Raw genomic sequence first — 12,767 nt, 5'->3', positions numbered from 1 at the left:
TCTTTAATTATTAAGGACTATAAAATAATGTTTTTTTATTTAAAAATTAACTTAAAAAAAAGTTAATTTATTGTAGTTTGTATTCTAGGTTATAAATTATAAACCTGATTTTTGCATTTTATAGACTTGTTTTAAAACCATTTTACGAGGTAAGTGCTTTGCGAAAAAAACATTAATTTTATTTTTACTGCCAATTAAAACAACGTCTCTTTTTGTTTGATTAATTTTTTTAAAAGCAATTTTAGTAAATTTAGTAACATTCATGCTACCAGGTGGTAGTTTTTTACTTTGATATTGGGCTCTATTTCAAAAGTCTGTTTTGATTGGACCGGGACATAACGCAATTACCTTTAATTTAGATTTTTGTTGTTGCAATTCAAAATTTATTGCACAACTAAAATTTAAAACATAACTTTTTGAGGCAAAATAAGTGGCATATAATGGTCCTGGTTGGAAGGCGGCGATGGAAGCGCGAGGTTAATAATTCTTTTTTCGGTGTTAGTTTTATGATATTTTAAATAGAAGTATTTAGTCATAAATTGGAGACTTTTAATATTCAAATCAATTAAATTTAGTTCATCATCAATGTTAGTATTCTCAAACATTCCGAAAACACTAAAACCAGCATTATTGATCATAATATCAAAATCAATTTTATTAAGTTCAGAAATTAGTTTTCTGTTGGTTGCAATTTGACTTAAATCACAATTAAATGTTTGTAAATAACTGGTTAGATTTTGTTCTTTTGCTCAGATTGTAATTGGTGTTGTATTTCTTGCCACACAAAAAACATTAATATGGTTCGTTAAGTATTGTTTTGCTAATTCAAAGCCAATTCCTTTGCTTGCTCCTGAAATAAAGACACTTTTAATGTTATTTAATTTCATTTTAGTTCCCCCTTTATTGTTATTTTTTTAGTTGTTCAATTTGTTTTAAAAAGGTTGAAGAAATTTCCGTTAAGCCATAATCAGCAACAAAGAAGATTGTCTCAAGATTTTCATTTAATTTTTTATTAGCAAAAGCTAATTCCATTTCATATTTTAAATCATTATTATTTCGTAATCCTCGAATAATATAGTTAACTTTTAATTCTTTTGCAAAATCGCTGGTTAACATTTTATCATTAATGACAACTTCAATGTGTGGATTAATTTGTTGACAAACAGCAATAACTTTTGCTGCCCGGATTTTAATGTCAGTTTGTCCTGTTTTTTCTAAGTTATTAGTAACAACAACATACAATTTTGAAAAGAGAGCACTAGCTTTTTTAATAATATTAAGATGTCCATTATGAATTGGGTCAAAACTACCCGGAAATATTGCTTTCAATTTTATTTCACATCCTTTTGATTGCTTTTATTATTTTAACTGAAAAAATGTGGTATTATAATGGTAATAAGATATTTTTTAATTATTTGTATATTTTTTTAATACTAATGTATAATAATTAAGATTACATTTATTTAATTTAAGAAAACAATGTAAAAAGCATTTAAATAATGAAATGTAAATGAGTACTAAACAAAAAAGAATAGAAAGAAGTAGATTTTAATTATGGCAAAAATTAGTTTTTTCGCTCTTGGTGGCCTAGATGAGCGAGGTAAGAATTTATACTGTATCGAAGTAGAACAAGATATTTTTATTTTTGATGCAGGAACAAAAAACCCTGAACGAGGGATTTTAGGGATTGATGTAGTAATATCAAATTTTGATTATTTAAAAGAAAATCGTGCCCGTATTAAAGGGATTTTTATTACAAAACCTTCTGATGAATGTTCAGAAGCATTAACTTATATGTTAAAAGAATTAGCGGTACCAGTTTATGGTAGTGATTTAACATGCAATGTTTTAAAATTCCATTTACAACGTTTTAAAGTACGTGGTAAAGAAGAATGTTTTAATGTTATTAATGCAAAGGATGTTCTTGATTTTGGAACATGTCAAGTTGAAGTTTTTTCAACAACAACAAATATGCCAAATAGTTTTGGATTTGCATTACACACACCAGATGGAACAATTATTTACACGGGGGATTATATTTTTGATGCCAAAGCTGATCCAAACTTTGCAACTGATTTACAACACTTAAATCAAATTGTTGCTAAAAATAAGGTGTTATTATTTTTATCTGAAGCTTCAACAGCATCACGACGCGATTATACAGCACCAAATCATAAAATTAAAAATTATATTGAACGAGCAGTCAAAGAAGCAGAAGGGCGGATTATTTTAGCTTGTTTTGATCAAGATTTACATAAAATTAGTGAACTTTTTGACTTAGTACGAGAAAATAATATTTCAGTTGGAATTTACGGTCAAACCTTATTAGAATCATTAAAAGTGTTATCAGATAGTAATAAATTAAACTTTAACGGGATTAATATTAAAGGTTTACAAGAAGCGGTTAAAGAAGAAAAATCATTAATTATTGTAACTGGTAGTGGTGAACGTTTATATAGTCGTTTAATTAAAATTGCTTCTGGGAATGATGATATTTTAGATATTAAAGAAAGCGATATGATTATTTTAGCAACCCCACCAAATCCAGGAAGTGAATTAAACCATGCTAATGTTTTAGATGAATTAGCACGAACAGTGGCAAAAACAATTGCTTTATCGGATAAAAAAGTTTGAACAATGACAGCAAGTTATGAAGATGTTAAATTAATGAGCTCAATTATTAAACCAAAATACTTTATTCCCGTCAAAGGATTATACAAAGACTTTGTCCAAGCAAAAACTGCGGCAATTGAAGCTGGTATTAACCCAGACCATATTTTTATTGTTGATAATGGTGATGGTGTTGAATTTGTTGATTGTGAATACACAAAAACAACAAATAAAGTAAAAACAGCCGATTTATATGTTGATGGAATTGGTGTTGGTGATATTGGGGCTGTTGTTTTAAATGAGCGAAAACAATTAGCAACCGATGGAGTTGTTATTATTGGTGTCTCAATTGATGGTAAAACAAAAGAATTAGTTTCCTTAATTGATACACAAATGCGAGGAGTAATTTATATTCAAGAAAATAATGATATTTTTCGGAAAATGCAAAAGGTAATTATTGACATTATTGAAAAACATTATAAAAAAGCTGTTGCTGGTGAAATGTATGATGTTAATGAAGTTAAAAATGAAATTAGATTAACAATTAGTTCATTTGTTAAAACGGAAACAGGGAAAACACCAATTATTTTAGCAATTGTGAATGAAATTTAATTTTATGATATATTTATAGTATATAAATATTTGAAACTTTTTAAATGTATGGTCATATTTAAAGGAATTCTTAAATATTTAGGATTTTAGGAGGGCTGCACCATGAAAAAGAAATCTTATGATGATCACCTTTTAAATGATCATAATGAGAACACTGCAATCTTAAAAGTCGAAAAAAAGCAACATCGTAATGATTCAATCGGGTGAGTAATCGGTGCGTTGTTAGTTACTTTTTTTACGATTCTTGCGGTGGGCCGAATTACTTTAATTGGGCAATTTTTAGATGATGTTTTATTTACATTTGCTTTTGGTTGATTTAAGTATTTACTATATTTAGTATGCTTAGTGCTTGGAGTTACAATTTTTATCGGTGTACGGATTAAATTAAAGAGTCGGGTATGCTGAATGATTATTAGCTTTGTTATTTTATCTTGTTGATTAGTAAGTAGTGTTTTACTAATTTATCAATATGCTAATGGTCAAATTGCCTTTTTTAATAAAACCGTTTTTTTAGATGTTATTAATAATTATTTAGCACATTGACAGGATGCTTCAATTTTTAATGCTAATCCAAGTCATCCGATTACTTTTATTGGATTTAATGGAGCTTGAATTACCTTATATGCTGGTGGCGGAATTATTGGAAATTTCCTGGCGGGAATTTTTAGTTATACCACAATTTTTGGTTCACTAATTTTTTGTTTATTAACTTTTTTATTATGAGGAAGTTGAGTAACAACCGAAACAGTTTGAGGACTGTTTTTACCAAAAGCACAACGCCAACAACAGGGGTTGCGTGTGTTAAGATTATCAGCTAATCGCCGCCAAAAACAAAATATTTATCAATCATTTAATATTCCTGATGAGGAATTATTTTCAGCTCGCCAAGTAATGCATACAACGGAAGCATCAGATATTACTATTCAAATGCCTTCTTATACCGCTTTACATGATCAACGGTTAATTGATGATTTAATTGCGAATGATTTTGTTGGGAAGAAAAAAGGGAAACAAAATTATGTTCGTTTTGATGAACAAGAAACAATGCAATCGAGAATGTCTGCTGATAAATTTAATGATTATAATCCAACGCCACCGCAACGAACACCAAAAGTTTCGCCAACACCAGACCAATATATTCAACCACGTAATCGTCAAAATAATAATTATCTTAATAAGAATATTGATGACTTACCAGTATATAGTTCCGCTTATGGCAAAGATGTTAATATTGATGCTGCTCGTGATAAACTGAATTCCGAGACAAATATTACACCATTTGGGAAAATTAATCGTAATCTTAATCCAACCAAGGTTAAACAAACATCATTTTATGATGATCATGTTCAGGTTGATGATTTTAATGTTGCAGAACCACAAGACTATGATCAATTTGATTCAAATGTGCTTAATGATGATGGGATTTATCATCGTCAAAGTAATCAACCAATTTTTAATGAACCTGCCCCTTATCAAACAGAATATTATCCTTCATATGAACCGCCCTTAATGAGTGGGAATAATTTTAATATGCCACCGCAACAACGCCGTGCTTCAAAGCCAAAAACAATTGAAGTTAATAAAAAACTTAGCCAAGCTGCACCGCGTCGTAGTAGTTTTAATAATCCACATTATAAATTACCAAATTTAGGATTATTAAATCCAAAAGAAGATAATCGGCGAAATAATGAACGTAATAAAACTTCTGCGCAAAAGAAAGCGGTTAAAATTAATGAGGTCTTTCATCAATTTAATATTGCCGCTAGTGTTCAAGGTGTTAATATTGGACCAACAATTACAAAATTTGAAGTTCAAATGCAACCTGGTGTGAAAGTTAATAAAATTATGAATTTAGAAAATGATCTAAAATATGCTTTAGCAACCCAAAATGTTCGAATTGAAGCACCAATTCAAGGTAAGTCAGCGGTTGGAATTGAGATAGCAAATGAAATTAGTAGCAAAGTAACCTTACGTGAAATTATGGAACGAGTACCCTTAGAAAAACAAAATAAGAAGTTGTTAGTTGGAATTGGGCGTAGTGTTAATGGTGAAATTATTTTTGTTGAATTAGATAAAATGCCCCATTTACTAGTTGCCGGGTCAACGGGAAGTGGAAAATCAGTATGTATTAATACGATTTTATCATCGTTATTATTACGAACAAAACCATCAGAAGTTAAATTATTGCTAATTGATCCAAAACAAGTTGAGTTAGCAGTTTATAATAATTTACCGCATTTATTAGCACCAGTGATTTCTGATACAAAATTTGCAAATGCTGCTTTAAAAAAAGTTATTGCAGAAATGGAACGCCGTTATAGTATGTTATCAGAACGTGGAGTTAGAAACATTGAAACATTTAATAATAAAGTTTCCCCAAAAGAACGCTTACCATACATTGTTGTTGTAATTGATGAGTTAGGAGATTTGATGATGACAGCGGGAAAAGATATTGAAGATTCAATTATGCGAATTACTCAATTGGCGCGAGCAGCAGGAATTCATATGGTAATTGCAACCCAACGTCCTTCAACTGACGTTATTACGGGGGTTATTAAAACAAATATTCCATCACGAGTTTCCTTTTCTGTTGCTTCTTCGATTGATTCACGCACAATTTTAGATCAAGGTGGTGCTGAAAAATTAATTGGTTATGGTGATATGTTATATGCCCCAGCTGGTCAAAATATTCCAACCCGTGCGCAAGGAGCATTTATTTCCGATGACGAAATTCAACGATTAGTTGATTTTTGTCATGCGCAACAAGAACCTGATTTTGATGAAGAATTTATTAATATTGAGAATTCGAATGAAGTTGGTGGTGGGAATGAAGGTGAAGATATTGACCCAATGTATAATGAAATTAAGCGTTTTGTAATTTTAAATCAAAAAGCATCAACATCGTTAATTCAACGTAAATTTTCAATTGGTTATAATCGGGCAAGTCGGTTAATTGATGCTTTAGAGGACAACGGAGTTATTGGGCCACAAAATGGGGCTAAACCACGTGATGTTTATATTCAAAGCAGTGACTTAGATGATAATGATTTTAGTAGTGGTGGTCAATGATAAGTGGCTTGTTGAAAAATAAATTTTTTATTGTTTATTTATAATATTTATATATAATTAAATATGAAATTGGAAAGAAAAAATTTCAATTAATATTTAAAAATATTAAGATATAATTAAACTATTATGTAATTAACATTAAGGATGAGAAGAAATGGCAAAAAAAACAAAAAAACCAAATTCAAAATTAGAGAAACTAAATGATGTTTCATTAAAATTAACTGATGTTGAATTTCGCTACCGTGAAAATCATCCTAATGCCGTTGATGGAGTTAGTTTTGAAATTAAACATGGTGAATATGTAACAATTATTGGTCATAATGGGAGTGGAAAATCAACAATTAGCAAAATTATTATTGGTGTTTTACGCCCCCAAAAAGGAAGAATTGAAGTTTTTGGGAATGAAGTTCATTCATTAACACTAACTGGAATTCGTAAATTTTTAGGAATTGTCTTTCAAAATCCAGATAACCAATTTATTGGTTCAACTGTTCGTGATGATATTGCTTTTGGATTAGAAAATCGCCAAGTACCACAAAAAGATATGCAAGCAATTATTGACAAAGCCGCTGCAAAAGTAGGAATGAGTAATTTTCTTGACCATGAACCATTAATGCTATCAGGAGGACAAAAACAACGTGTTGCGATTGCTTCGGCGTTAGCATTACAACCTGATATCATTATTTTTGATGAGGCAACAAGTATGTTAGACCCCAAAGGACGTAAAGAAATTAAACAAATTATGGTTGATTTAAAAGAATCGCGCGAAAAAACAATTATTTCAATCACGCATGATATGGATGAAATCTTAAATGCGGATAAAGTTATTGTTATGAACAAGGGTCAAATGGTTAAATGTGGAAAACCACACGAGATTTTGTATGATGAAGAATTTTTAAAATCAATTCATTTAGACGTGCCGTTTGTTTCGCGAGTAATTGATAGCTTACGTTTAAATGGGTTGAATGTTAAAAATACGCTAGATCTTAGAGAGTTGGTGGATGAACTATGTCAAAAGTAAAAAAGAAAACTAAAGTTGAGGCCTTACAAAACACTGATATTACATTTACCGATGTCTCTTATGTTTATGTACCAAAAACACCGTATGAATATAAGTCATTGCAAGATATTAATTTAGTTATTAAACCAGGGAAAATTACTGCTATTATTGGTTCCACGGGGAGTGGAAAATCAACTTTGATTCAACATATTAATGGATTATTAATTCCAACAACAGGAGTTGTTGATGCAAATGGTTTCATTATTAAGGCAAAGCAAAAGCGGATTAGAAATATTAAACAACTACGAAAATCAATTGGTTTAGTATTCCAATTTCCGGAATATCAGTTATTTGAAGAAACAATTGAAAAAGACATTATGTTTGGTCCAATTCATTTAGGTGAGAGTAAAGAAATTGCTCGTGAAAATGCTAAGAAATATTTAACAATGGTTGGTTTACCGTTAAATTATTTAGAACGTTCACCATTTGATTTATCAGGAGGACAAAAACGAAGGGTTGCAATTGCGGGAATTTTAGCAATGGAAGGAAATACTTTAATTTTAGATGAACCAACCGCAGGATTAGACCCGGAAGGAGAAGAAGACTTTATTAAGTTATTTCACCGGATTAATCAAGAACAAAACAAACGAATTATTTTAGTTACTCATAATATGGATCATGTTTTAGAAATTGCTGATGAAGTTGTTGCTTTAAAAGATGGAAAAATTATTAAAATTGGAACACCTTTTGAAATTTTTAAAAACAAAGATTTATTACAAACACTTTTAATTGAACCACCAAAGATTTATAATTTAATTTATCAATTAAAAGAAAAAGGATTTGATTTAACAGATGCTGACATTCGGAATATTGATGAATTAGCAAAAGAAATCATCCAACGTAAAGGCCTAAAAAGAAAGGGGTAAAAAGATGCGCTTATCATTTGGACGTTATATTGCCTACAATTCCGCTGTTCATCGGATGGACCCACGGGTAAAACTATTTATGTTGTTATCATTAATGGTATCAATCTTTTTTTCGACTGGTTTTACCGGTTATGCTATTCTGGGGGTAACCATTTTTACGTTGTTCTTTTTAGCAAAATTACCACCACGATTGCTAGTAGCATTATTAAAACCAATCTTATTTATGTTTGTTGTTTTACTATTAATTAATTGTTTTTTAGTAACCGATGGTTATATTGGTTGACACTGAGGTGGCAAAGCAACAGCAACTGGTCCTTTCGCTCCGGGCGGGAAAAGTTGATTTGCTTTTTCCGAAAAAGCTGTTTTTAATGCGCTGTATATGGCTTGCCGGATTTATTTAATGATTTTAATTACAACCATTTTAACAGTAACAACACAACCATTAGATCTAACATTAGCATTAGAGGATTTATTGAGTCCTTTAAAATTAGTTCGTTTTCCAGTTCATATTTTATCAACAATAATTTCAATTGCCTTGCGAATGATTCCAACGTTAATTGAAGAGGCTGGTCGGATTATGAAGGCTCAAGCTTCGCGGGGAGTTGATTTTCGTAATGGTCATTTTAAAGATAAAATTAAATCAACAACAGCTTTAATTATTCCATTATTAGTATCGGCTTTTCAAAAAGCCGAAGATTTAGCTTATGCAATGGATGCACGTGGTTATGACCCGCATGCAAAACGAACACGTTATCGTCATTATCGTATTCATTTCCCAGATATTTTGTTGTTTATTTTTGGGGTTGGGGTTGCAAGTATTATTATTGCGCAATCAGTTACGATGGGTCAATATCAAGTTTTCTATGAAGTTTGATATTGAGGAACAAATAGATGAGCATTTGGGAAAATTCCAACTGGATTTTTACAAATTCGTATTCTTCACATTGATGATTTTGTTTTAGGATGATAATGTTATCGTTATTATTAACCCTTGAATATGATGGTTATGATTATAGTGGTTGAGTTAAACAAAAAAATGCACGAACAATTCAAAACGAATTAGAAAGAGCATTTTTTCGTGTTTGTCAGCAGCCAGTTTGAACATTGGGTGCTAGTAAGACTGATGCTGGTGTTCATGCTTGTAATCAAAAAGTGTTAGTTAAGATTCCGTTTCAACCACGCAATGTCGATTTTTTTATTAAAACAATTAGCAAAAGTTTACCAATTAATATGAATATTAAAGATTATAAAGTAGTTGCTGATAACTTTAGTGTTCGGACAACAAAATTAAAAGAATATGTTTATACGATTAATGATCATAGTTATGATTTTACTAATCACCGTTATGAATTAAAAGTTGATGAATTATTGGATCTTAAAAAATTACGGCAAGTTAGTCAAGTGTTTGTTGGTGACCACGATTTTGCTTATTTTTCAGGAGTAAAACAAGGCGAAGCAATTAAGACCCAGCGTAAAATTAATAAAATTTATGTTAAGAGAAACAAAGCAAAAAAAATTGAGATACATTTTATTGCAAAGGGTTTTATTCGTTATCAAATTCGGATGATAACACAAAACATTTTAGCGTGTTATTGGGATAGAATTAGTTTAGAACAGTTGAAGGAAGTTTTGGATCATCCTCCAGTTGGTCAAACAACAAAATATTGTGCAAAACCATATGGTTTATGTCTAAAAAAGATTAAATATTAACGAAAGATAAAAACTATCTTTTTTTTATTTTGTANNNTGTAANNTGAAGTGCAACAAATCAACTNNGAAAGGAGTTGATTTTTTNAATGGAAAGAAAACATTATTTTATTTTNCGGTNCTTAGTAACTAAGTATGGAAAAGATAATGTTATTAATACNGTNAATAANATNGTAANTAATAATGNAAAAGAAGATGAATAAATTATCCGCGTAATTTATTAGCGGTAATTTATTCAATATAGTTTATTTTNAGCNTAGCGAACACGCGAAGCGTGCCGCGNAANTTAGATTTTTAGGAGGAATAAGTTATGCCAGNTTGATTAACGACAATTTTTAGTGTTGTTATTATATTAGGTATTTTTGCTTGAATTGGTTTATCNATTTATCAAAAAATTCGNCAAATTCGAGGAAAGAAAAAAGATAAAAAAGAAATTNAAAATAAGGAGGANAANAAATAATGTTAGGTATGTATTTAACAACAGCGGTTAATTTTTTAGCAGATAGTAATACTCCTACTATTTCTGGTGGAATGGATTCTATTTGAAGCGGTTTAGGACAAGCAATGATGAAAGTTAAAGAAGCAATTTATGCTGTGTTACCACAGTTAATGACCTTTTTAGGTGATGCTTGAATTATTTTAATTCCATTTGGAATTTTTGTTATTATTAAGATTTTGAATTTCTTTAGAATTATGATTAAAGGATTTTAATATTTATTATAATTGATCATGTATCTTAGCTGTGGCACACTAGCTTTGCTATTTGATTTATTAATTTTATATTTTCTATTAACGTTGTTAAATAGTATTTTTCAGTGTGCCTTAATTTTTAATTTTATATATTTTAACATTGTTATTACCAATGTTTTTTAAACAATATTAAGTTACATTTNTATAACANTGNTTATTACAGTAAGGAGTAATTTATGNNAAAAAATATAGATNTTGNNAATGATGAAATATTTTCTCAACAAGANCGTGAAAATATTTTAGATAAAGTAAAAAAGATTTATGAAAATAAACTTGCTGAAAAAGATAGAAAAATTGATTTGTTATTAACAGCAAATAAACAAATTACTTATTCTAGTAAAACTAGACAATATAGTCAATTAAAGAAAAGTGATGTTGAAGTTAAAGTATGATGTTATACTTGTGAATGCTGAGTTACAGATGATATTCAAGATTGTTATTGTCAATGTACTTGTATTTTTGGCGAAGATAGTGATTATGATTGTATTTATGAAGAAGATATTAATGTAAACAGTGAATGTTCACGTAACAAAGAATGAACTTGGCAATATGAAATTTCTGAAATTCAATATAAAGCTTTGGAGGAATAATTATGCAAGATTTATTAGACGAAATTAAAATGAAAATTAAAACTATGCAAGCTACTTTGATTCAATTGAATGAATATGAAATTCATTATGAATCTATTAACATTATTCGAAAAGAAATGAGTTTTTATCAACATGTTGCAGAAGAGTTAGAAAAGAAAATTGATACTAAAGAGTATGATTAATTATGTCAGTTGCTAAAACATATTTTTATAATCATATTTCAACACCAAAAGGAATTGCTTTATGCGTTTTATGTAACAAAATTTTAATTGATGAAGATATTAAAATATGTTTTTTAAATAATTGTGGTGATACTAATTTAAAATACCAAAAAGAATATTGTGATAATTGTCATTGAATTTTTCATCAAAAATTAAGAGAAAGGAAAAAATAATGTTAGGAATTTGAATATTTTTTGTTAAACGTAAATGTCAAATTTGTCATTCTATTTTGAATAAAAAATTTGTTGGTAAATTATATTTTAAGTTAAATATTTGTTCAATGCAGTGCAATAGAAATCGAGTTGATTTGAGTAATGTATCAGAAACCAAATTATAACAAAAGCCCAAATCCGTTTAATACTATCAAAGTAATTAATATAAAATGATTTATTGGTTATAACGGTTTTCAATCATTTAGAAAAATAATTGGAAGTAAGTGATTTGCTGGTATTGATACCAATAAAAATGAACTTTATATATGAAAGTAAGGTGTTTTTATGAGTTTTTATAAGAAGAATATTAATGTAAAAAATTATTTTATTCGAAGAGAATTTATAATTTTTCAAACTGATAAAGCTTCATTTATAAATTTGCCTAATCATAATCGCCATATTGGTTTCTGATTAAGCAATAAGTTTATTTACNTTAGTNAAAAACATTCTGATCAAGTAGCTATTGGTTTGATTTATGATAATTCTTATCCTATTGTGAAATATGATGAAAATTTAAAACGTCATGTGTGAAAGTATTTGACTGGAACAGAAATAATCAATTTGTATAATCAATATAAACAAAATTATTTTACACAAATGAAAAAAGCAATATTTCCCGGTGAACCTCAAAAAGTAAAAACAACTAACAATAATTTAACAAATTGAAGTGATGAAAAAGTAGATAAATTATTGAATGACTTGAAGGACTTAAATTAATGAGTTTATATGAAATTTGAGTTCAATTTATAACTTACATTATTGGTTCAAATGCCCCCGAATTTTTATATGTTATATCTTTTGTATTATTTATTGTTTTATTTTTTGGTATCTTTTTTAAAATCATTCAAAAAATGTGAAGCTTTTAAATTATGACAAAAGATTGAGAAAAATTAAAAGAGTTTTTTATTCATGTATTTTTGTTTATAGATAAAACAAATGTTAAAACTATTACAACNTGNAATTTGACTCAAAATGAATATTTAACTTTAATGNTTGGTGTTTGAATTGTGATTTTATTTTTAACATGGTTTTTATTGTGAATGGTTTTTAAAATAGTTAGTTGTTTTAAA

16 protein-coding genes are annotated in these 12,767 nt (G+C 28.8%); 13 read left to right on the top strand and 3 right to left on the bottom strand.

Translation table 4 applies throughout. The features are described 5' to 3' along the window. Positions 1–96 precede the first annotated feature (96 nt). Genes TS70_RS04140 through coaD form a run of 3 tightly spaced genes read right to left on the bottom strand, consistent with a single transcriptional unit; the run spans position 97 to position 1,329 of the window. The gene (locus tag TS70_RS04140; protein WP_242441468.1) at positions 97–441 is read right to left on the bottom strand and encodes a hypothetical protein; all 345 of its coding nucleotides are present in this window, start codon (positions 439–441) and stop codon (positions 97–99) included. Continuing rightward, positions 402–887: an SDR family NAD(P)-dependent oxidoreductase gene (locus TS70_RS04135; protein ID WP_198049499.1), complete on the bottom strand. Its 486-nt coding sequence runs from the start codon at positions 885–887 to the stop codon at positions 402–404. Before TS70_RS04135 ends, TS70_RS04140 begins: the two co-directional genes overlap by 40 nt. Positions 888–906: 19 nt before the next feature. Next, positions 907–1,329: a pantetheine-phosphate adenylyltransferase gene (gene coaD, locus TS70_RS04130; RefSeq protein WP_040092887.1), complete on the bottom strand. Its 423-nt coding sequence runs from the start codon at positions 1,327–1,329 to the stop codon at positions 907–909. Positions 1,330–1,554: 225 nt separating this feature from the next. Here coaD and TS70_RS04125 point away from each other — a divergent pair, with 225 nt between their 5' ends. From TS70_RS04125 to TS70_RS08530, 13 genes are all read left to right on the top strand, one after another. Next, on the top strand, positions 1,555–3,222 hold the full coding sequence (locus TS70_RS04125; RefSeq protein WP_198049498.1) for a ribonuclease J: 1,668 nt from the start codon (positions 1,555–1,557) through the stop codon (positions 3,220–3,222). Between the two features lie 102 nt (positions 3,223–3,324). Then, complete coding sequence (locus TS70_RS08545; RefSeq protein ID WP_198049497.1) at positions 3,325–6,294, top strand: DNA translocase FtsK; 2,970 nt, start codon at positions 3,325–3,327, stop codon at positions 6,292–6,294. Positions 6,295–6,445: 151 nt separating this feature from the next. Next, on the top strand, positions 6,446–7,312 hold the full coding sequence (locus TS70_RS04115) for an energy-coupling factor transporter ATPase (protein ID WP_127092496.1): 867 nt from the start codon (positions 6,446–6,448) through the stop codon (positions 7,310–7,312). Then, a complete protein-coding gene (locus tag TS70_RS04110) occupies positions 7,300–8,217 on the top strand; it encodes an energy-coupling factor transporter ATPase (protein WP_040092891.1) in 918 nt (305 codons plus the stop codon). The genes TS70_RS04115 and TS70_RS04110 overlap by 13 nt, the downstream gene beginning before the upstream one ends. Before the next feature lie 4 nt (positions 8,218–8,221). Further along, positions 8,222–9,187 carry an energy-coupling factor transporter transmembrane component T family protein gene (locus TS70_RS04105; RefSeq protein WP_198049496.1) on the top strand — a complete coding sequence of 322 codons (966 nt, stop codon included), beginning with the start codon at positions 8,222–8,224 and terminating at the stop codon, positions 9,185–9,187. Next, complete coding sequence (locus TS70_RS08540) at positions 9,187–9,927, top strand: tRNA pseudouridine synthase A (RefSeq protein WP_127092597.1); 741 nt, start codon at positions 9,187–9,189, stop codon at positions 9,925–9,927. The genes TS70_RS04105 and TS70_RS08540 overlap by 1 nt, the downstream gene beginning before the upstream one ends. 307 nt (positions 9,928–10,234) lie before the next feature. Further along, the gene (locus tag TS70_RS08110) at positions 10,235–10,384 is read left to right on the top strand and encodes a hypothetical protein (protein WP_198049495.1); all 150 of its coding nucleotides are present in this window, start codon (positions 10,235–10,237) and stop codon (positions 10,382–10,384) included. Next, entirely contained in the window at positions 10,384–10,635 is a 252-nt protein-coding gene (locus TS70_RS04090; RefSeq protein WP_040092896.1) for a hypothetical protein, read from the top strand. Before TS70_RS08110 ends, TS70_RS04090 begins: the two co-directional genes overlap by 1 nt. Positions 10,636–11,266: 631 nt before the next feature. Next, positions 11,267–11,446: a hypothetical protein gene (locus tag TS70_RS04080; protein WP_040092898.1), complete on the top strand. Its 180-nt coding sequence runs from the start codon at positions 11,267–11,269 to the stop codon at positions 11,444–11,446. 2 nt (positions 11,447–11,448) lie between these two features. Continuing rightward, entirely contained in the window at positions 11,449–11,658 is a 210-nt protein-coding gene (locus tag TS70_RS04075) for a hypothetical protein (RefSeq protein WP_198049494.1), read from the top strand. Positions 11,659–11,799: 141 nt separating this feature from the next. Next, on the top strand, positions 11,800–11,973 hold the full coding sequence (locus TS70_RS04070; RefSeq protein WP_168226816.1) for a hypothetical protein: 174 nt from the start codon (positions 11,800–11,802) through the stop codon (positions 11,971–11,973). Between the two features lie 9 nt (positions 11,974–11,982). Then, entirely contained in the window at positions 11,983–12,414 is a 432-nt protein-coding gene (locus tag TS70_RS04065) for a DUF3627 domain-containing protein (RefSeq protein WP_198049493.1), read from the top strand. A gap of 152 nt (positions 12,415–12,566) precedes the next feature. Beyond that, on the top strand, positions 12,567–12,767 hold a 201-nt coding region (locus TS70_RS08530; RefSeq protein ID WP_198049492.1), incomplete at its 3' end, for a DUF2649 family protein.

The organism is Spiroplasma sp. hyd1, from assembly GCF_016082235.1.
Classification (GTDB): Bacteria; Bacillota_I; Bacilli_A; order Mycoplasmatales; family Mycoplasmataceae; genus Spiroplasma; species Spiroplasma poulsonii.
The sequence above is the reverse complement of the archived record's forward strand: the minus strand, read 5'-3'. Positions and strand labels throughout refer to the sequence as shown.